The organism is Brevibacterium sp. 50QC2O2 (genome assembly GCF_024580675.1).
GTDB lineage: Bacteria > Actinomycetota > Actinomycetes > Actinomycetales > Brevibacteriaceae > Brevibacterium > Brevibacterium moorei.
This window is the reverse complement of the sequence record NZ_JANIJZ010000002.1, coordinates 328,349-347,324: the sequence shown is the minus strand read 5'-3', so window position 1 is coordinate 347,324 and position 18,976 is coordinate 328,349. Positions and strand designations below refer to the sequence as shown.

At 65.8% G+C, this 18,976-nt stretch carries 19 protein-coding genes and 2 tRNA genes; 8 read left to right on the top strand and 13 right to left on the bottom strand.

Features of this window, described 5'->3' with window-relative positions; genetic code table 11:
• The first annotated feature begins 330 nt into the window (after positions 1–330).
• The 4 genes from NQ038_RS03065 to NQ038_RS03050 all read left to right on the top strand — a co-directional run bounded on the left by NQ038_RS03065 (position 331) and on the right by NQ038_RS03050 (position 2,285).
• Positions 331–1,611 (top strand): inorganic phosphate transporter, encoded by a 1,281-nt coding sequence (locus tag NQ038_RS03065; RefSeq protein ID WP_257047320.1) that lies wholly within the window; start codon positions 331–333, stop codon positions 1,609–1,611.
• On the top strand, positions 1,611–1,937 hold the full coding sequence (locus NQ038_RS03060; RefSeq protein ID WP_257047319.1) for a peptidase: 327 nt from the start codon (positions 1,611–1,613) through the stop codon (positions 1,935–1,937). Before NQ038_RS03065 ends, NQ038_RS03060 begins: the two co-directional genes overlap by 1 nt.
• A gap of 140 nt (positions 1,938–2,077) precedes the next feature.
• A tRNA-Ala gene (locus tag NQ038_RS03055) sits at positions 2,078–2,150 on the top strand.
• Positions 2,151–2,212: 62 nt separating this feature from the next.
• Positions 2,213–2,285 (top strand) — tRNA-Ala (locus NQ038_RS03050).
• Positions 2,286–2,498: 213 nt separating this feature from the next.
• Here the strand turns inward: NQ038_RS03050 and NQ038_RS03045 are convergent.
• Positions 2,499–3,662: an IS1249 family transposase gene (locus tag NQ038_RS03045; RefSeq protein ID WP_257047317.1), complete on the bottom strand. Its 1,164-nt coding sequence runs from the start codon at positions 3,660–3,662 to the stop codon at positions 2,499–2,501.
• 164 nt (positions 3,663–3,826) lie between these two features.
• On the opposite strand from NQ038_RS03045, the gene NQ038_RS03040 reads away from it, so the two are divergent.
• The 4 genes from NQ038_RS03040 (at position 3,827) to NQ038_RS03025 (ending at position 7,179) form a co-directional block, all read left to right on the top strand.
• Positions 3,827–4,576, top strand: coding sequence for an arginase family protein (locus tag NQ038_RS03040; protein ID WP_257047313.1), 750 nt, complete (start codon positions 3,827–3,829; stop codon positions 4,574–4,576).
• A 38-nt stretch (positions 4,577–4,614) separates the two neighbouring features.
• Entirely contained in the window at positions 4,615–5,499 is an 885-nt protein-coding gene (locus NQ038_RS03035; RefSeq protein WP_257047312.1) for an alpha/beta fold hydrolase, read from the top strand.
• The gene (locus NQ038_RS03030) at positions 5,496–6,581 is read left to right on the top strand and encodes a glycosyltransferase family 1 protein (RefSeq protein WP_257047310.1); all 1,086 of its coding nucleotides are present in this window, start codon (positions 5,496–5,498) and stop codon (positions 6,579–6,581) included. The genes NQ038_RS03035 and NQ038_RS03030 overlap by 4 nt, the downstream gene beginning before the upstream one ends.
• A gap of 82 nt (positions 6,582–6,663) precedes the next feature.
• A complete protein-coding gene (locus tag NQ038_RS03025) occupies positions 6,664–7,179 on the top strand; it encodes a DUF1992 domain-containing protein (protein ID WP_257047309.1) in 516 nt (171 codons plus the stop codon).
• Between the two features lie 11 nt (positions 7,180–7,190).
• Here NQ038_RS03025 and NQ038_RS03020 read toward each other — a convergent pair whose 3' ends face one another.
• The 12 genes from NQ038_RS03020 to NQ038_RS02965 all read right to left on the bottom strand — a co-directional run bounded on the left by NQ038_RS03020 (position 7,191) and on the right by NQ038_RS02965 (position 18,659).
• Entirely contained in the window at positions 7,191–7,799 is a 609-nt protein-coding gene (locus NQ038_RS03020) for a histidine phosphatase family protein (RefSeq protein ID WP_257047308.1), read from the bottom strand.
• The gene (gene rsfS, locus NQ038_RS03015; RefSeq protein WP_257047307.1) at positions 7,792–8,190 is read right to left on the bottom strand and encodes a ribosome silencing factor; all 399 of its coding nucleotides are present in this window, start codon (positions 8,188–8,190) and stop codon (positions 7,792–7,794) included. Before rsfS ends, NQ038_RS03020 begins: the two co-directional genes overlap by 8 nt.
• Before the next feature lie 65 nt (positions 8,191–8,255).
• Positions 8,256–9,578, bottom strand: coding sequence for a hypothetical protein (locus NQ038_RS03010; protein WP_257047306.1), 1,323 nt, complete (start codon positions 9,576–9,578; stop codon positions 8,256–8,258).
• Positions 9,571–10,179, bottom strand: a complete 609-nt coding sequence (nadD, locus tag NQ038_RS03005; RefSeq protein ID WP_257047304.1) for a nicotinate-nucleotide adenylyltransferase — start codon at positions 10,177–10,179, stop codon at positions 9,571–9,573. The genes NQ038_RS03010 and nadD overlap by 8 nt, the downstream gene beginning before the upstream one ends.
• A gap of 1 nt (position 10,180) precedes the next feature.
• A complete protein-coding gene (locus tag NQ038_RS03000; RefSeq protein ID WP_257047303.1) occupies positions 10,181–10,336 on the bottom strand; it encodes a hypothetical protein in 156 nt (51 codons plus the stop codon).
• Positions 10,337–10,432: 96 nt separating this feature from the next.
• Positions 10,433–11,725 (bottom strand): glutamate-5-semialdehyde dehydrogenase, encoded by a 1,293-nt coding sequence (locus NQ038_RS02995; RefSeq protein ID WP_257047302.1) that lies wholly within the window; start codon positions 11,723–11,725, stop codon positions 10,433–10,435.
• Positions 11,726–11,739: 14 nt separating this feature from the next.
• Positions 11,740–12,882, bottom strand: coding sequence for a glutamate 5-kinase (gene proB, locus NQ038_RS02990; RefSeq protein ID WP_257047301.1), 1,143 nt, complete (start codon positions 12,880–12,882; stop codon positions 11,740–11,742).
• The gene (gene obgE, locus NQ038_RS02985; protein ID WP_257047300.1) at positions 12,879–14,492 is read right to left on the bottom strand and encodes a GTPase ObgE; all 1,614 of its coding nucleotides are present in this window, start codon (positions 14,490–14,492) and stop codon (positions 12,879–12,881) included. Before obgE ends, proB begins: the two co-directional genes overlap by 4 nt.
• A gap of 115 nt (positions 14,493–14,607) precedes the next feature.
• On the bottom strand, positions 14,608–14,862 hold the full coding sequence (gene rpmA / locus NQ038_RS02980) for a 50S ribosomal protein L27 (RefSeq protein ID WP_257047299.1): 255 nt from the start codon (positions 14,860–14,862) through the stop codon (positions 14,608–14,610).
• 26 nt (positions 14,863–14,888) lie between these two features.
• On the bottom strand, positions 14,889–15,197 hold the full coding sequence (gene rplU, locus NQ038_RS02975) for a 50S ribosomal protein L21 (RefSeq protein ID WP_257047298.1): 309 nt from the start codon (positions 15,195–15,197) through the stop codon (positions 14,889–14,891).
• A 232-nt stretch (positions 15,198–15,429) separates the two neighbouring features.
• Positions 15,430–15,732: a chorismate mutase gene (locus tag NQ038_RS02970; RefSeq protein WP_257047297.1), complete on the bottom strand. Its 303-nt coding sequence runs from the start codon at positions 15,730–15,732 to the stop codon at positions 15,430–15,432.
• Between the two features lie 107 nt (positions 15,733–15,839).
• The gene (locus tag NQ038_RS02965; RefSeq protein WP_257047296.1) at positions 15,840–18,659 is read right to left on the bottom strand and encodes an Rne/Rng family ribonuclease; all 2,820 of its coding nucleotides are present in this window, start codon (positions 18,657–18,659) and stop codon (positions 15,840–15,842) included.
• Between the last annotated feature and the right edge of the window lie 317 nt (positions 18,660–18,976).

Below are 18,976 nucleotides of genomic sequence, written 5' to 3'. Positions count from 1 at the left end.
AACGCCGAGACGATGACTTCGTCATCGCCTACCGTGAATACCTGCTCGCCGCGTAGGCCACCTCGCCATGGTCGATCACCACCACCATGATCACGACCGGGCTTGACAACCTATAGGAGCATCACGGACCGAGCTGTGAAGAATATCATCGCCGCGGCTTCGGGTGGGGATCAGCGGCCTGCCGAATCGGACAATTCCATGCGTTTAGAATGAACGTATGGTGAACGCCGGTTGTAGCAGCCGGGCCCGCGCGCACCGCGCCAGGCCCGGAGTCCGTCGAACGGTCGACGCGACCCAGTGGAGTCTGGGACCCCAGCACGAAGGACGCCCGTGGATTTCATAGTTCTGGTCGTCATCCTGGTCATCGTCTTAGCGCTGTTCTTCGATTTCACTAACGGATTCCACGATACGGCCAATGCGATGGCCACACCCATCGCGACGGGAGCGCTCAAGCCCAAGGTCGCCGTCACCCTGTGCGCGGTCCTCAACCTGGTGGGCGCATTCCTGTCCACGGAGGTCTCCAAAACGGTGTCCGGCGGCATCATCAAAGAGGACCAGATAGGCGCGGGACTCCTACCCGAGCTGATCTTCGCCGGACTCATCGGCGCCATTTGCTGGAATATGCTCACCTGGCTGTTCGGCCTTCCCTCGTCCTCATCCCATGCCCTGTTCGGAGGACTCATCGGGGCAACCCTGGTGGGCTTCGGGGCCGCCGGGATCAACTTCGCGATGGTCGTGCAGAAGATCGTCCTGCCGGCCCTGCTCTCCCCTGTGATCGCCGGCATCGTCGCCTTCGTCGCTACGAAGATCGCCTACCAGATCACTCGCCGCTACGACAACAAGCCCGATGGTCGTGATGGGTTCCGAGTCGGTCAGATCCTGACCTCGTCGCTGGTCGCCCTGGCCCACGGCACGAACGATGCGCAGAAGACGATGGGCATCATCACTCTGGTGTTCATCGCGGTGGGCTGGCAGTCACCTGCCCACCATGAGCCACACATCTGGGTGGTCGTGTCCTGCGCCTCGGCGATCGCCCTGGGCACCTATCTGGGCGGTTGGCGCATCATCCACACTCTGGGCAAGGGCCTGGTCGAGGTCAAGCCGGCACAGGGCTTCGCAGCGGAGTCCTCGACTTCGGCGACCATCCTGGCCTCCAGCGCCCTGGGCTTCCCCCTGTCGACCACCCAGGTCGCCTCGGGTTCCGTGATCGGTTCGGGCCTGGGACGCCGAGGTGCCGAGGTCCGCTGGTCGACGGCCGGCAAGATCATCGTCGGCTGGGTACTGACCCTGCCGGCTGCCGCGATCGTAGGAGCCCTGGTCGCGCTGATCGTCGTGGGCATGGGCCACTGGGGAGTCCTGGTGGCGTTCGTCCTCGCCGCCATCGTCGTCCTGGGGATGTTCCTGATCTCCAAACGCCAGAAGGGCCACCCGGCCGATGCGATGAAGAGCGATGTGGCGGAGTCCGGCCATGCGGTGAAGGTCCCGCACCAGCTGCCGCCCACTCCGCGCCAGGCACGTGCCGCGCGCAGACGGGCCGAGGCCAAGGCGGCGAGGAAAGCCGCCTCGCGTAACGTGCAGGCCGCTCACGCTGACGAGAAAGAGGGCGCCTGATGCACATCGCCTGGATCGATTTCATCCTCGTCCTGTGTGCTGCCCTGGTGGGGGCGAGCATGCTGGTCTTCTTCTACGGCTTGGGATTGCGCCTACTGGTCGAGGGCGGCCGTCCGCCGGTGGTCCACCCCGTCGACTTCCCCGATGCGATCACCAAGCTGACCCCCAAGCAGATCAGGAAGGCGGAGAAGAAAGCTGCGAAGGCTGCCAAGCGCAATCCGCTGACACATCTGCAGAAGCGCGCCAGACTGACCGGGGCCTACGCCTGTTTCACCCTGTGCGGCCTGACGATTCTGGGGGCGGTCATTCTGATCGTGGCCCATTGAGCCGGCCAGCCACCCCTACACCGGGGGTCGGATTATGATACTTCTCACGTAATTCGGGTAATCGGCCGGCTCGACTTGGCAAAGGCGCCCACGCTGGTCTAAAGTTGACCTCGTTGCCCGAACAATCGGGTGATCCTTTCGGGGGTATGGCGCAGTTGGTAGCGCGTCTCCATGGCATGGAGAAGGTCAGGGGTTCGAATCCCCTTACCTCCACGGAAGGCCCGATCGCATCCATCTGTGGTCAGGGCATCCGGACAATCGAATACAGACTCTTCGGGGGTATGGCGCAGTTGGTAGCGCGTCTCCATGGCATGGAGAAGGTCAGGGGTTCGAATCCCCTTACCTCCACCGAAGGTGACTAGACTGAAAACGTCCTGCCATGCGGCAGGACGTTTTCAGTTTATCTTGCGGGATTTCCGTGCGAAGAAGAGGAAGCCTCCCCATGATCGATCAGAACGTCACCGATGCACGAACACTGCGATTGGTGTGGCCTCAATGGCAAGGAGCCGGCCGTGACACCGTCGGGTTAGCGGCAAGAATGTGTGTACAGCGTCGGCGTGTCTAGCGTCTTCTTCCACCCCATCCGTGTTGGATTCCGTTGCCGTCTTCGGGGCTGAAGGCGGTGCCGTAGAGCAGGTTGGTTTCCTCGCGCCCGGTCTCGGGCTTGACAGTTGTCCGGGTCGTTTTGGTCCTCCAGTGGGCTGGTGTGACGAGCATCCAGGGGTCTTCAGGTGCTTGTGTGCGCCGGTAAAGCAGCCAGTCGACTCCGCGCCTGGCATGGTCGATCGACATGCCACGGTGGTGGCGTAGGAAGTCTTTGATCGCCTTGTTCGGTCCGCCTTCTAACGCGTTCGTCGTCTTCGCGATCGTGTAGTCGTCTTCGGCGAGTTTCAGCCAGGTGAATAACTGGTCGGCGCGGATCAGGTTGGCCAGCAGCTTGTGGGCTCTGCGGGTACGGATGTGGGTGTACCACCAAGACTGGTTCGCTCCGACGTGAGCCGGCCGGCTCGCTCCCGATTTCGCGCGGGTGCGGTGTTTGAGGAACGTTTCCCAGTGTGCTTCCCACGTGGCGAACTCGGCACTCCAGGTAGCGGCTTGTTCCAGCGTGGTGACGCGGCTCAGGGTCTTGTACAGGCCGAGGAGTTCCTTGTTCGCCGGCAGGCTGGGATGCCGGGTGAGGTGTTTGTGCGCGGCTTGGCGGATGTGGAAGTGGCAGCGTTGGATGCGCGTGTTCGGCCAGAGGCGTTTGATCGTCGAGGTCAGTGGCCCGTTGCCGTCGACGATCGCGGTGACCGGTGCCGGGATGCGTTCGATGAGTGCGGTCCAGGAGGCGGTCTTCTCCTGGTCGCACCATTGCCAGTCGATGACGTGGCTACCGGTGTGGGCGATGAGAACACACCAGCCGTTGAAGTACGTGCCGTCGAGCATGATCTGGTCGTGGGTTTCCCCGGTCGGTGTGATCGTTGGGCGCACGTTCCAGCACCAGGCCACACGGTGGCGGAATGTCCGGCCGGATTCGGTGGTGCCGCCTTGTCGTGTGGTGCCGGTCAGCCAGGTGAGGAAGTCGGTGAACTCGGCCTTGCGTGTGATGTCGATGCGTGACTGGGTGGCCGAGGCGCCGCAGTGTTTGCAGCGCCAGCGTGTCCGCCCGGCGGTGGTCTTGCCGTTTTTGACGAGCTTGTTTGCGCATACACCACAGTGGGGGTGATTCCTTGGATTGGGCACTGAACATGCTTGCAGACCATGTTCGGCCCGGTCTTGCCCGTCTGTCTACTGGGCAAGCGCCATATCCTGTACACACATTTTGGCCTTTAACCCACACCGTCGCAGAGCTACTGCCGGAGGTGCCCATAGACCGCGCACGGCGCTCATATGCTCTCGGTACCCGTGTGCTCCAGGCGATCCTTCCCGATCATCCAGGACCGACCGAGGTCGTCCCCGTCGATGGTGGAAACCCGGACGAAGGCTCGACCGGAGGCGTCGAATCGCGTTCGGCCATCCTCGCATCCTTGGCAGCCGCGCAGCGTGCGCTTGCCCGCCATGACTTCGACCGCGTGCTCACCCTTGGCGGCGAGTGCTCGGTCAGCGTAGCCCCATTCGCTGAGCTGGCTCACAAGTACGAAGACGATCTTGCCGTCATCTGGATCGACTCCCATCCCGACACCGATACACCGGATACCGGTTACGACGGTTTCCACGCTATGGCCGTCAGCGCGCTGACTGGACACGGCGACGGGGAAATCCTCAACCGGCTACCCGCCCACGTCGATTCCTCCCGTCTTGCGCTCGTAGGGCTGCACGACTGGGTCCCGGACGCATATGCTCACGTCGACCAGTGGGGACTGCGGGCATTCACCCCCACCGATCTTCGCAAGACCAGCTCCGGCCTGCTCGACTGGCTCGCGAGTACCGGAGCCGGCAAGGTGGCCGTCCACCTCGACGTCGACACAGTCGACTCCGCTGAAGCCGTCCTAGGCCTCGGGCAAGTTCCCGACGGGCTCAATCGAGCCCAGATCCGCCGTGTGATCGGCGATATCGCAGAAGTCGCCGATATAGTCGGACTGACCATCGCGGAGTTCATTCCGCGCGATGTGCTCGCCATTGAGGAACTCATCGACGGTCTACCCCTCACCCGGTAACGCTACCGGCCGCCTGGGCCCACGTAGGATGGAGCCATATGGATTTCATCGATTCAATGCGCCACGATCTGACCATCGCAGTCAACGGTGCCCCGCTCCAGGTGGCCACCTGGCATCATCACCGAGACCGCTCAGGCGCCCGTCCGGTCCTCCTGATCCACGGATTCCGCGGCGATCACCACGGGATGGATCTCATCGCCCACTACCTGCGACACCGGCCGGTCATCGTCCCCGACCTGCCAGGGTTCGGCAGCACCCCCGCCCCGGAGGGCGAACTGGATCTGGATTCCTATCTGGAGTGCCTCGACGGCCTGCACAGTGCGGTGGCCGAAGAGTACGGAGCGCCGCCCGTGGTGGTCGGGCATTCCTTCGGCTCGATTCTGGCCGCCCACTGGGCCGCCGCCAGGGCGAATGCGGGGAGTGCCCCCGATCGTCTGGTGCTGATCAATCCGATCGCCTCGGACCCGCTGGCCGGTCCCGCCAGTCTGCTGACCCGCGCGACCGTCGCCTATTACCGGGCGGGAGCCGCCCTGCCCGCGGGAGCCGCCCGAGCCCTGCTGTCGAGTCCGCTGATCGTGCGCGTGATGAGCGAGGTCATGGCCACCACAGACGACCCGGGGCTGCGTCGCTACATCCACGACCAGCATGCCCGCTATTTCTCCGCCTTCGCCGACCGCCGCACGCTGGCGCGCGCCTACGACGTGTCGATCTCGCACACCGTGGCCGAGGCCGCGGATGCCCTGACCATGCCGGTGGCGGTGATCGCCGGCTCGGCCGACCAGATCGCGCCGCTGCCCGCCACCGAGGCGTTCATCGCCTCCCTGCCCGCCGCCTCGGCCACGATCGTCGACGGGGTGGGCCATCTGATCCACTACGAGGCCCCTGAGACCGCGGCCGAAGGAATCGAGGCGTTCGTGGCATGAGACTGTTCTTCGACTCCCGCTTCACGCGCACGGACCGGCACGATGGGATCTCCCGGTACGGCGCCGAACTGCTGCGCGCCCTGCTGGATCTGACCCGCGGCACCGACGTGGAGGTCACGGCGATCATCAACGATCCCGCCCAGCTGGCCATGCTGCCGCAGACCCCCTACGTGCTGTTGAACGATCCGATCAGCCCGGCCGAGCCCTTCATCGCGCGCCGGCTCAACCAACTGGGCGCGGACGTCGTGTTCTCGACCATGCAGGTGATGGGGTCCACCGGGCGGCACTACAAGCTGATCCTGACCCTGCACGACCTCATCTACTACGACCACCCGACTCCCCCACGGGATCTGCCGGCCGTGGTGCGCGGCGCCTGGCGCCTGTATCACAAGGCGTATTGGCCACAACGCGTCCTGCTCAACCGGGCAGATGCCGTGGCCACGGTCAGCCGAACCACCGCCGAACTCATCGCGGAGCACCGGCTGACGCGTAAACCGGTCCACGTGATCGGCAATGCCGCCACTCCCCCGGCCGCCCTGCCACAGCGGGCCCAGGGTGATACGGCCAGGTCATTGGTCTACATGGGCGCCTTCATGCCGTACAAGAACGTCGAGACCATCGCCATGGCGATGCCCTTGTTGCCGGGCTGGACATTGCACCTGACGTCGAAGATCTCCCCGGTCCGGGAGGCCGAGTTGGCCCGCCTGGCCGGCCCCGCTGCCCACATCGAGTTCCACCACGGGGTCAGCGATGAGGAATACCATCGGCTGCTCGATTCCGCCACGGCGCTCGTCAGCGCCTCCCGCGCCGAGGGTTTCGGCCTGCCGGTGGTCGAGGCGCTGAGCCGAGGACTACCCGTGCTGTTGAGCGAACTGCCGATCTTCCGTGAGATCGCCGGTCCGGCCGGCGTCTACTTCGACCCGGACTCGCCCCGGTCCCTGGCCGCCGGCGCCAGACGCCTGGCCGATGCCGAAACCTGGTTACGGCTCTCGCAACTGGCGCCGGGGCAGGCTGCCACCTTCTCCTGGGAGGAATCGGCCCGACGACTGCTAGACCTGGCGCGCGAGCTCACGAACGGATAATGGGAGTAACGGCATCTTCGGATTCCGGCCGCAGCCGGCTCCGAACCCGGCAGCTCTCGAGTATCGAACTGGAAGTGGGAATATGGTCAAGCGCGACTCCGAACGCCGCAGAAGGATAGAGAGCGTCCGTGGGGCATCGGGGGCCGGTGCGACTCCCGATGTCAGTGGGGATCCTGACGACTCCGCCCGACGTGGTCCGTCCGCTCCCAGCCAGGTCGAGATCTGGAAGTCCGCCATGGTCAACAGCGCAGTGGAGCAGGCCATCGCCCGTGGAGAATTCGATGACCTGCCCGGACTCGGAAAGCCGTTGCCCGGCCTCGACGGGCGTCGTGACCCGGACTGGTGGATCAAGGGAAAGCTCGCCGACGAGGACATCCGTGGCGTCGGCCCCGCCGCACTCACTCTGCGTCAGGAGGCCGCCGATCTTCGCGGCAGGCTCGACGCGGTCGACGACGAAGACGAGGTCCGCAAGCTGCTCGAGGACTTCAACCGGAGGGTCCGCGATGCAGGGCTCGATCCGCACACCGGGCATCTGGTCGTCACCCCGATGCGTCGGGTCGAAGAAGAGATCGCAGCCTGGCGCAGTAGGCGCGCCTGAACCCCGGCCGCTCAGTCGACCGACCAGCCCCAGGCGTCTAAGTACCAGTGCTCGGAACGGTACTGCAGGGATGCATAATTGCAGTTCTTCAAGGCGCCTAACTGCCCCAGGGGTCCGTCGGAGTCCAGTCCCAGGAACATCTGGGTGGCGCCGCGAATCACCGCGCCGTGAGCCACGATCGCCACCACATCGTCATCGGCGCAGGTCTTGAGCAGGGTCCCAACCGTCGAGTAGACACGGCTGCCCGCCTCCTGCAGGGATTCCCCACGCGGCGGTCGAACGTCGCGCCCGGCGTTCCACAGCGCGAATTCCGCAGGCCAGCGCGGCGCGATCTCATCGCGGGTCAGGCCCTCCCAATCGCCCACTCCCACCTCACGCAGACCTGCATCGGTCACCGGCTCCAACCCGATGGCCCCGCCGATCGCCCGGGCGGTCTCATGAGCGCGGGACAGATCGGAGCTGAATAGGCGGGTGATACCGCGCCCCGCCAGATGGGTCGCGACGGCTTGGGCCTGGCCCCGGCCCGTCGCGTCCAGCGGGATATCCGCCTGGCCCTGGAAGCGACGCTGGAGATTATATGCGGTCTGCCCGTGACGGACCAGGAACACACGCTTAGGCATGATCGTCCGCTTTAGTCTGCGGTAGCCCCAGATCGGCGGTGACGTCGATCGTCGGGCAGTCCTTCCACAGGTTCTCCAGGCCATAGAACTCCCTATCCTCGGCAGCGAAGACGTGGACGATCAGGTCGCCGAAGTCCAACAGCACCCAGTGTCCCTCGCCCTTGCCCTCGCGCAGGCGCGCACGCTGCCGGCATTCCTTCAGCAGCGCTTCCTCGATCCCATCGACCACGGCGTTGACCTGCCTGTCGTTGTCGGCCGAGGCGATGAGGAAAACATCTGTGATGTAGAGCTGGTCGCTGACGTCGATGGCCACGATTTCGGTGGCGAGCTTGTCGGCAGCTGCCCTGGCTGCGATATGCGTCAGTTCCAGGGCGTTTTCGGTCGCGGTCACGCGATACCTTCCGGTTGTAGAGTCATTCGGTTCCGATACCCGGTCTGGGTCCGGCGGTTTACGGGTTAGAAGAGCATGGTCAGGGCCACCACGATGAGAGCGATCGCGACGACCAGGGCCGCGCCGAGGAAGATGAACGGTGTCCAGCTGAAGTGTTCGCCCATCAGGACCTCACCATCGGCATGTGTGACATCCGAGGCCCGCATGGGAGTGCCGGGAATCGAACCGGCGGGTGCGTCTTCCGGCCAGACCTCGTCCGTGATCTCGGCCTCGTCGTCGGAATGCTGGGCTGCGCGTACCGTCTCAATCGGCATCGTCTGCGGATGCGAGCCCAGGTCGCGCAGCTCTCCCGGCTCACCGGCTGTGTTCTTCTCGTCGCCCGAGACTACCTTGATCGCTTGAGATGAGGGAGGAGCGACGACGGGTGCTCTGCGCGGTTTGCGCGGTCCGCGGTCCATTCCGGCGGCGGTCTGCGCCTTCTTCGGTGCCGGCTCTTCTGACGGACGACCGGCAGCCGAGGCCTCCGGCTCGCTCGCCTTCTCCACCGGATCCGGCGCCTGCTGCGCCGGTTTGGGTGCTGGTTTCGGCGTGGGAGCCGGGTCGGGCTCGGGGCGTGCCGGCTCCGGCTGCGCCGCGGGTTTCGGTGCCGGCTTTGAAGTCTCCGCCTTCGGTTCGTCCACCGGGGCCTTCGCAGCCGCGGCGGGAACCGCCTTCGATTCTGGAGGGATAACCGGCTGAGCGGGTTTGGACGCGGTGGGTTCGGCCGGCTTGACCGATGGCTTCGGCTTGGCCTGTTGCTTGGGCGTGGCCGGCTCGTCCCGGCCGCTCGGCTTCGCCGGTTGCGCGGGCTCGGCCGACTTGTCGACGGGGGCTGCGGCAGGTGTTGCCGCCTTCCCCTTCGGACCAGGGGCCTGCGCCGTACGAGGCGCCGGATCGACCGGTGCATCGGCATGCGTGGCGATGGGCCGCAGGGTGTTCACCGGCGGGAGGTCGCCGGTTGCGACATCACTCGGATCCTCGGCCAATCCGTGCTCGCGCAGATAGCGGCGTCGCTCCGCGCGGCTGGCGAACACCGGTTCCTCGGCGGGTACCGCGGGTTCTGCAGGGTCAGCCGGAGCTGCGGGCGCGGCGGATGCTGCCGGCGATACGAACTCGGCACGGCCGGTCGGAGTGTCCCCGGGCATGGCAGCCGGAGGCTCGGCGGGGGCCGTGGGCTTCGCCTCCTCATGGCTCACCAGGGGTCGGGCTGCCGAGGGAGGGACCGATGTCCCGCCTGGGGCCTCGGCGACGCCTGCCGTCGAGTCCCCGTGTGTGGCGTCGAACTCGGCCTCAGCGGCCCGACGCTCTGCTTCGCGTCGTTCCCGGCGCGTCAAGAACTGCTCAGCCATGGGTACTCCTGTTGTACAGATTGTGTTTGGCGATGTGCTGTACCACCCCGTCGGGCACCAGGTACCAGACCGGCAGTCCCGCCTCCACCCGGTCTCGACAGTCCGTCGACGAGATGGACAGCGCCGGGATCTGCAGCAGGCTCAATCGTTCGCTGGGCAGACCATGACCGTCGAGTTCATGACCCGGCCTGCTCACCCCGACGAAATTGGCCAGTTCGAACAACGCCTCCACGTTCTTCCAGGTCAGGATCTGCGCCAGGGCGTCCGCTCCGGTAATGAAGAACAGTTCGGCATCGTCCCCGTAGACACAGCGCAGATCGCGCAGGGTGTCGATGGTATACGTCTGGCCGGGCCGCTCGATGTCGACGCGTGACACCGTGAAACGCGGGTTCGAGGCGGTGGCGATCACCGTCATGAGATACCGATGTTCCGAGTCGGTCACATTGCGGTCCGCCTTCTGCCACGGATGGCCGGTGGGCACGAAAACGACCTCGTCCAGGTCGAATCTTGCCTGGACTTCGCTGGCGGCCACGAGGTGTCCGTTGTGGATCGGATCGAACGTCCCGCCCATCACCCCGATCCGGCGTTTCCTGTCTGTCATATCAGTGACGGTACGAGATGCCCTTCCACGACATCGTCACAAACAGGCTCAGCAGGAAAACAGCGGCGGCTACACCGGCATAGACATACGGGGACACGGGCAATTCGACGGCGTGTTCACTGTGTTCGGCTGCTGCCAGCAGGATCGCGGTCTTCACGTGGGGCTCCTCTTTCGGTTACGGTCGCCCGCACGGTGCGGGCTTCATATCGATCTTATTGTGTCACCGACGAGATTACGAACGCCGGGGCGGGTGTCACTCGCGGACTTGGCCGGAACCGCGCATGACCCATTTCACAGTCGTCAGGGCGCGCAGGCCCATTGGCCCGCGCGCGTGCAGCTTCTGGGTCGAGATCCCCAGTTCGGCTCCCAGTCCGAACTCCTCTCCATCGGTGAAGCGGGTGGAGACATTGACTCCCACTGCGGCGGCGTCGACCGCGGAGACGAAAGCGTCGGCATTGGCCATATCGTTGGTGACGATGACCTCGGTGTGTCCCGAGGAATACGACCGGATGTGTTCGATCGCCTCATCCAGCCCCGCTACAATCTTCACCGCGATCTCCAGCCCCAGGTACTCCTTGGCCCAGTCCCGCCGTGCAACCCTGCGGATCGCGACCCCGTCCGGAGCCAGCTCGGCGACATCGGGCCCCGCGTGGACGACGACTCCGCGTTCACTCAGCGCGCCCAGGAGCTTGGGCAGCACGCGCTTCGCCGCCTTCTCGTGGACGAGCAGGGCCTCGACCGAATTGCACACGCCCGGCCGTTGCGTCTTCGAGTTGACGACGATGTTCGTGGCCATGCGCACAGGTGCCGACTGGTCAACGAATATGTGGACGTTTCCGACCCCGGTTTCGATGACCGGCACGATCGATTCGCGCACGACAGTGGAAATCAACTCGGCACCGCCACGGGGAATCAGCAGATCGACGTAGTCGCGTGCCGTCATCAACACCCTGGCGCCGTCCCTGCCCCATTCATCGACCGAGGACAGCGCCTCCTTCGGCAGACCCACCGCAACGATCGCCTGACGCATGAGTTCGAGCAGCAGGGAATTGGACGACTTCGCAAGATTGCCCCCGCGCAGCACTGCCGTGTTCCCAGATTTCAGGGCGAGTGCGGCGATATCGACCGTGACGTTGGGCCTGGCCTCGTAGATCGCGGCCACCAGCCCCAACGGAACCCGCTCCTGATAGAGCTGGATTCCATTGGTCAGGGTCCGGCCCTCCACCAGTTCTCCCACCGGATCGGGCAGCGCCGCCACGGTGCGCACCGAGTCGACGATGTTGGCGATCCGCTGTTCGTCGAGTGCCAACCGGTCCAGCGACGACTGCGGAATCTCCTTGCCCCTGGCCATGACCAGGTCCTCGGCGTTGGCCGCCAGCAGATCCTCGGTGTGTTCCTCGAGGTTGACCGCGATCGCCTCCAATGCGGCATCGCGCACCTTCGCCGAGGTTCCGGCGAGCACCGGGGCGACCGCTTTGGCCGCGGCGACCACCCGAGTCACCGCGCGCACGGTCTTCGGATGAATCTCCGCCTGGGTTGAAGTCATCGCATCCCCTTCGTCTAGAACACTGCGTCGGTCAGGACCAGATCGTTGCGGTGCACGACCTCCTTGCGGTAATCGCCCCCATACGCCTGGCCCAGTTCGTCTGTGGACATGCCGTACATCCGCGGCAGTTCCACCGCGGCGAAGTTCACCATACCGCGGGCCAACAACTGTCCGCGAGGCCCGACGATGTCAATCGGGTCACCCGCTTCGAAGGCCCCGTCGACGTCTGTAACACCGGCCGCCAGCAGCGAGGAACCATTGTGCAGGGCCTTTGCCGCGCCCGCGTCGACTCGCACGGACCCGTGGGTGTCGGCCAGGTGCGCCAGCCACAACAGCCGCGTCTGGCGTCGCTTGTGGGTCACACCGAAATAGGTTCCCAAGTCGGCTCCGGTCAGCGCCCCCTCGAGGTTGGCAGCGCTGGTGAGCACTGTGGGGATACCGGAGTCCGCGACCATGGTCGCAGCCCGCACCTTCGAGGTCATTCCGCCCGATCCGACGCCCGCACGCCCCGTTCCCCCGATCCGCAGACCGGAGGTCGCTGCGGCATCGGCAACGAATGGCACCCGGGCCGAGCCCGGGACCTCCGGCGGTGCGGTGTAGAGGGCGTCGACGTCCGAGAGCATGACGAGCGCATCCGCATGGGCCAGCTGAGCAACCAGTGCGGAGAGCCTGTCGTTATCGCCGAACCGGATCTCCTGCGTGGCCACCGCGTCGTTCTCGTTGACGATGGGCTGGACTCCCATTGCCAGCATCCGGTCCAGGGCCCGCTGGGCATTGCGGTACTGCGTGCGGCGGATCAGTTCGTCGGTCGTCAACAACACCTGGGCCGTGACGGTGCCGAATTCGTCGAAGACCCGGCGGTAGGCGCTCATCAGCTGGGTCTGTCCCACTCCGGCCGCCGCTTGTTGCGTGGCCAAGTCCTTCGGCCGGGCGGCCAGCCCCATCGGCTCCAGGCCCGCGGCGATAGCACCGGAGGACACCACGATGATCTCGCGTCCCGTGGCCGCAGCCCGGCCCACGCTGCGGGCGAATGCCTCGAGCAGACCGACGTTGAGGCCGCCGGCCAAGCTCGTCAGGGAGGACGAGCCGATCTTGACGACCAATCGCTTGGCCTGCGCGATGGCCCGCCTGGCTCCGGTGTAGTCCACCGGGGTCACAGCCGGTCGTCCCCGTCCGTGTCCGGCCCCGTGACGATCGGCACGCCGTGCTCGTCGCGGGCGCCATTCATATCGGCGGTATAGCCGCCCCGGCCCAGCTTCTGATCCTCCTGGCGCTCGCCTTCGAGTTCCGCGCGGGCCGCGGCCTTGGCGTCCATCCTCTCGTGGAAGGCCTCCTTGCGCTCGCGGCGGGAGGCCCTGGCCGTCTCGTGGTCCTCAACGCGCAGATCGGTCCCGCGCGAACCCAGCAGTTCGGCCCCTCCGACCATCGTGGGATCCCAGTCGAAGACGACGCCGTCGCCCTCGCCGATGACCACGGTGGATCCGGCGATCGCACCGGCGCGGAACAGCTCGGTCTCCACGCCCAAGCGCTCCAGGCGGTCGCCCAGATAGCCGACCGCCTCGTCATTGGCGAAATCGGTCTGGATGACCCAACGCTCCGGCTTATCCCCCAGGATCCTGAACAGCTCGCCGTCGGAGGTGTGTTCACGGTGCACTTCGAAGCCCTTGTCATCCACCGCGATCGGTCGGATCACGGTGCGCACCGGCTCCGGCGCAGTCTCCTCGCGGCGCTTGCGCTCGGCGGCGACCAGTTCCGCCATGGCGAACGACAGCTCCCGCAGGCCCAGGTGGCTCACGGCCGACACTTCGAAGGTGCGCCACCCGGCGGCCTCGAGTTCGCCGCGGACCATATCGGCCATGTCCCGTCCATCGGGCACGTCCACCTTGTTCAGGGCCACCAGCTTGGGCCGCTGCGTCAGCGGCAGCAGCTCCGATCCCTCGGCTGCGATATCGACGGAGTACGCCGCCAGTTCATCTTCGATGGTCTGCAAATCGCCCACCGGGTCGCGTTCGGGGTCCCAGGTCGCCATATCGATGACGTGGACCAGCGCCGCACAGCGTTCGACGTGGCGCAGGAATTCCAGACCCAGGCCCTTGCCCTGGCTGGCACCCGGAATCAGTCCGGGCACGTCGGCCACGGTGAACCGGACGTCGCCTGCCTGCACCACGCCCAGATTGGGCACCAGTGTGGTGAATGGGTAGTCCGCGATCTTGGGCCGGGCCGCGGACAGGGCCGCGATCAGGCTGGATTTGCCCGCCGAGGGGAAGCCGATCAGCGCGACGTCGGCCACGGACTTGAGCTCGAGGACGATATCGGCCTCTTCGCCCGGCTCCCCGAGCAGGTGGAACCCCGGGGCCTTGCGCTTGGTCGAGGCCAGGGCCGCGTTACCCAGTCCCCCGTGGCCCCCTGCCGCGGCCACATAGCGGGTGCCCGGCTCCACCAGGTCGGCGAGGACATCTCCGTCCAGGGTCTTGACCACGGTGCCGACGGGAACCGGCAGCACCAGGTCGGGGGCGTTGGTGCCGTGGTAGAAGCCACCGCGACCGATCCCACCGTGTTCGGCCTTCTTATGTGGGCTGCGGTGGTAGGGCAGCAGAGTCGTCGTCTGGTCATCCACGACCAGCACGATGTCACCGCCGTTGCCACCGTTGCCGCCATCGGGTCCGCCCAGGGGCTTGAACTTCTCGCGCTTGATCGAGGTGCACCCGTCCCCGCCTCGTCCGGCGAAGATGTGCAGGGTCACTCGGTCGACGAATTCTGTGGCCACCGTTGTCACTTCCGTTGTGCTGCGGATACAGCGTGGATTGCTGGAGAATAAAGAAGTGTGGGGTGAGACGCCCGCGGCGACTCACCCCACACTGAAACCGTTATGGCCGAGTTGTTCAGCCCGCGGCGTTGATGTTGACGATCTTGCGACCGTTGCGCGCGCCGAATTCGACGGTGCCCGCGGACAGGGCGAACAGGGTGTCGTCGCCGCCACGGCCCACGTTCTCACCGGGGTGGAACTTGGTGCCGCGCTGACGGATCAGGATTTCTCCGGCCTTGACGGTCTGGCCGCCGAAACGCTTGACGCCCAGGCGCTGTGCGTTGGAATCACGACCGTTGCGAGTGGAGCTCGCGCCCTTCTTATGTGCCATTGTGTCTAACTCCTCGGATGAAAAACTTACTTGATGTCGGTGATCTTCAGGCGGGTGAGGTCCTGGCGGTGGCCCTGACGCTTCTTGTAACCCGTCTTGTTCTTGTACTTCTGGATCACGATCTTGGGACCGCGAAGTTCATCGACGATCTCAGCGGTGGCCTTCATCTTGGCGAGCTTGTCGGCCTCGTGCGTGACGGTCTCACCGTCGACGTGCAGGACCAGGTCGAGTTCGACCTTGTCACCGGCTTCGCCCTTGACTCGGTTGACTGTGATGATGTCGCCAACGCTCACCTTTTCCTGGTGACCGCCGGCACGGACGATAGCGTATGCCATGTTCGAACCCTTCCGTTCTCTGCGCGCAGCCGGGTGCTGCTCACGACTTCGTTGTTCGGCGACTCTGGCTTGGCCCCGTCCACCAGATGGCGGGCGGCCCCATTACGAGACAGAAATCAGCCAGGTGTTATCCACACCAGCATCCTATTTTAGCCGGACCCCCGACACCGAGTCAAAGGCTTCAGGTGTGCCGAGTATCACGCAGACGTCGGATTCGAAAGCTGCCCGGCGCTCAGCCGGCGCGCTTGGCCTCGGCGATGCGCTCATGACGGTGAATGACCTCCGCGACGATGAACGCAAGGAACTTCTCCGCGAATTCGGGGTCCAGATCGCTGTCCTCTGCCAGCCTGCGCAGGCGCGCGACCTGGCGCGCCTCGCGCGCGGGATCGGCCGCAGGCAACTCAACCGTCGCCTTGAGCTCTCCCACCGCCTCAGTGAGCCGGAAACGCTCGGCCAGGATGTGGATGAGGGCTGCATCGATATTGTCGATGCTGGCGCGCAGGGCCAACAGTTCCGCGGGGATCTCTTCACTCATGGTCCCATCCTAATGCGGCCGGCCCGCCCGGTCCGTCCACATGGTAGACGGTCCGGGCGGGCCGGGCCAGCGGCGACCGCGGTCACTCACCGCAGGCGGCGCATCGGTCAGTCCTGGCCGATGATGAGGAAGCCCGTGGTGACGGGCTCGGATTCCGGAGCAGCCACCGGCTGCTTGCGCGGCGCGCGCTTGACGGGCCTCTTCGGCGCCGCCTCGGCAACCTGCACCTTCGTGGTCTGCTCCCCGCCGATCATCAGCGGAGCCGGACCCTTCGGCTGCTCGGGCTCTGGTTCCGCGACCGGCTCGGGCGTCGCCTCGACCACGGGCGCCGATTGCTCGGCCGGTGCCGCATCCGCAGCGGGCGTGGACTCGGACACTGGAGCGTCGAACAGCGGTGCCGGAGCCTCGTCCGCCTTCTTCCTACGCGAGCGGCGGGTCCGCTTGGGCTTCGCCTCCGCCTGCGGTGCGGCGGGTTCCTCTGCGGCAGGGGCGGCCGGTTCCCCGCCCGCGTCCTCTGCCTTCTTGATCGTCGCCTTGGCGATCGCCGCCATTGCATTGCGCGATTCCGCGCTGCGGCTGGCCTCGACCTCGTCATGCACGGGTTCCGGCGCGGGCTCCGCCTGCTTGCGCTCGTGCTTCTTGTCGTGGTGGCCGTCCTTGGCCTTGCGGGACTTGAACTTCTTGGCATTGGGATCCGGTTCGGTCCCCGGCAGCATCAGACCCCGCCCGGTGAAGTCCTCGCCGGCTGCTGCGAAGCCCTCCGCCAGCCCGGTGCCGATGCGCTTGCGGGTCATCTGCACCAGCCCCAGCGAGGTGACCTCCGCGACCTGGTGCTTGGTCCGGTCGCGGCCGAGGCACTCCACCAGCCGGCGGACCACCAGGTCGCGGTTGGCCTCGAGCACCATGTCGATGAAGTCGACGACGATGATCCCGCCGATGTCGCGCAGGCGCAGCTGGCGGATGACCTCCTCGGCCGCTTCCAGGTTGTTCTTCGTCACCGTCTCCTCGAGGTTGCCTCCCGAACCGGTGAACTTGCCCGTGTTGACGTCGATGACCGTCATCGCCTCGGTCCTGTCGATCACCAGGGATCCGCCGCTGGGCAGATGAACGAGCCGATTGAGCGCCTTCTCGATCTGTTCGTCGACGCGATAGTGAGCGAAGATGTCCTCCTCGCCCTCATAGTGCTTGAGGCGTTCGGCCAGATCGGGGGCGACCGTCTCGACGTACTCGTGGATCTCGTCCTCGACCTTGTCACCCGATACCACCAGTTCGGCGAAGTCCTCGTTGAACACATCGCGGACGATCCGCAGGATCATGTCCGGTTCACTGTAGAGCAGCGCAGGCGACAGCACCTTGGTCGACGTCGTCTTCGCCTCGATCTTCTCCCAGCGCTTCGAGAGCCGCTCGACGTCGTGGCGCAGTTCCTCCTCGGCCGCGCCCTCGGCCGCGGTGCGCACGATGACACCGGAACCGGTGGGCACGATCTCCTTGAGCAGCTTCTTGAGGCGGTGGCGTTCCACATCCGGCAGTTTGCGCGAGATACCGGTCATCGTGTTGCCGGGTACGAATACCAGGAAGCGCCCCGGCAGGGAGATCTGCGCGGTCAGGCGGGCCCCCTTGTGCCCGATCGGGTCCTTGGTCACCTGTACCAGCACGGAATCACCGGGTTTGAGCGCCAGCTCGATCCGACGCGGCTTGCCGTCCATTCCGAGGGCGTCCCAGTTCACCTCACCGGCGTAGAGCACGGCATTGCGGCCCTTGCCGATGTCGATGAATGCCGCCTCCATGCTGGGCAGCACGTTTTGCACCTTGCCCAGGTAGACATTGCCGATCAGCGATGCCTGGGCCCGGTCCTCGGATAGGTAGTGTTCAACCGCGATACCGTCTTCGAGCACGACCAGCTGGGTCCGACCATCCTGCCGACGCACCAGCATTTTGCGCTCCACGGATTCACGTCGGGCCAGGAACTCGGCCTCCGTGATCAGCGGGCGGCGCCGACCGGCGGCCCTGCCCTCCTGGCGGCGCTGCCGCTTGGCCTCGAGGCGGGTCGAGCCCTTGACACCGGTGACCTCGTCACTGCGGGCCGAGGCGCCGCTCCGGTCGCGTTCGCGCCGACGGTGCCGGCGGCGACCCGAACCACTGTCCTCGTCGGCGGGCTTGTCCGCCTTGGAATCCTTATCGCCCTTGCCTTCCTTGGCCTCCGCGGGGTCCTTGTCCGCGTGTTGTTCGGCGGCGGGCTCGTCCCCGTCGCCGGTATTCTCACCCTGGTTCTCGTCCTCGGCGCGATCGCGCTTGGACCGCCGCCCACGACCCCCACGGCGACGCTTCTTGGCGCCCAGGGAGTCCTCGGCGTCGTCTTGTCCGGCACTTTCGGCGTCCTCGCCCTCGTCGGTCTCGACCGCGGGCTCCGTTTCCTCCTCCGCCGGCGACCAATCGGGGTCGGCGAGCTCACCGAGCTCGACCTGCGGGGCCTGGAACAGCAGTCCAGGGTCGGCTACAGTCGGCGCGGGTGCCTCCGGCGGTTCCGGCGTCTGGGCCCGGGCAGCGGAGAACGAGAAGGGGTTGTAGTCGTCGAAGGACTCCGGCTGGAGCACTCCAGCGGCTTCCTCCGTCTCCTCGTCCACCCGCTGTGGGGTCGGGGCCGCCGAGAAATTCAACATACCCACCCCGAAGGCAGGACCGGAATCCGCGTCGGGCAGTGTGATCCCGGCGGCGCGCTGCGCCCGTTCATCGGGCTGCGCATCCGGTTCCATGTCATCGTCGTCTTCGCGCAGCGTCGCCGCGGCAGCGGAAATGCGGTCCAGTCTTGCCCGCACATCATCGTCGACCTGGTGTTCGTCGGCTGCCTGCTGTGAGTGGGCCTTGAGGTCCGCAAGGTCGGCCAAGATGCCCGCCGTCGGGTCCTGGATCTCTTCGTCATTCGACATTCAATTGCTCCTGTCCCCCATACGGATCCCCGCCCGCACCGATGCGGATCATCCGGGAGGATGCCTACGATCCATCGGCCGATGGATCAAAAGTCAAGTCTGCGGCCGCAGCTTTCATCAAGCTCGCGCCAACGTGAGTCTGCGCGGTAGCCCTGCGGCCCGCCTCGGCTTCGACCTGTCGTGGACAACCACGGCGAGGTGGAGACGGTCTGCCCCGCGGTGCGTGCGGAGCCGATGCACCAATTATTGCACAGTGGTCCCTTAGCGTTCCCTAAGAGTGGCGCGTGTCATTGTGTGAGAGGACCGCCAGGGACCAC

Bases quoted from the DNA above. Each gene is read 5' to 3' on its own strand.
- NQ038_RS03060 (WP_257047319.1), top strand. From the start codon at position 1,611: ATGCACATCGCCTGGATCGATTTCATCCTCGTCCTGTGTGCTGCCCTG.
- NQ038_RS03035 (WP_257047312.1), top strand. From the start codon at position 4,615: ATGGATTTCATCGATTCAATGCGCCACGATCTGACCATCGCAGTCAAC.
- NQ038_RS03030 (WP_257047310.1), top strand. From the start codon at position 5,496: ATGAGACTGTTCTTCGACTCCCGCTTCACGCGCACGGACCGGCACGAT.
- NQ038_RS03025 (WP_257047309.1), top strand. From the start codon at position 6,664: ATGGTCAAGCGCGACTCCGAACGCCGCAGAAGGATAGAGAGCGTCCGT.
- NQ038_RS03020 (WP_257047308.1), bottom strand. From the start codon at position 7,799: ATGCCTAAGCGTGTGTTCCTGGTCCGTCACGGGCAGACCGCATATAAT.
- NQ038_RS03010 (WP_257047306.1), bottom strand. From the start codon at position 9,578: ATGGCTGAGCAGTTCTTGACGCGCCGGGAACGACGCGAAGCAGAGCGT.
- nadD (WP_257047304.1), bottom strand. From the start codon at position 10,179: ATGACAGACAGGAAACGCCGGATCGGGGTGATGGGCGGGACGTTCGAT.
- NQ038_RS02995 (WP_257047302.1), bottom strand. From the start codon at position 11,725: ATGACTTCAACCCAGGCGGAGATTCATCCGAAGACCGTGCGCGCGGTG.
- rpmA (WP_257047299.1), bottom strand. From the start codon at position 14,862: ATGGCACATAAGAAGGGCGCGAGCTCCACTCGCAACGGTCGTGATTCC.
- rplU (WP_257047298.1), bottom strand. From the start codon at position 15,197: ATGGCATACGCTATCGTCCGTGCCGGCGGTCACCAGGAAAAGGTGAGC.
- NQ038_RS02970 (WP_257047297.1), bottom strand. From the start codon at position 15,732: ATGAGTGAAGAGATCCCCGCGGAACTGTTGGCCCTGCGCGCCAGCATC.
- NQ038_RS02965 (WP_257047296.1), bottom strand. From the start codon at position 18,659: ATGTCGAATGACGAAGAGATCCAGGACCCGACGGCGGGCATCTTGGCC.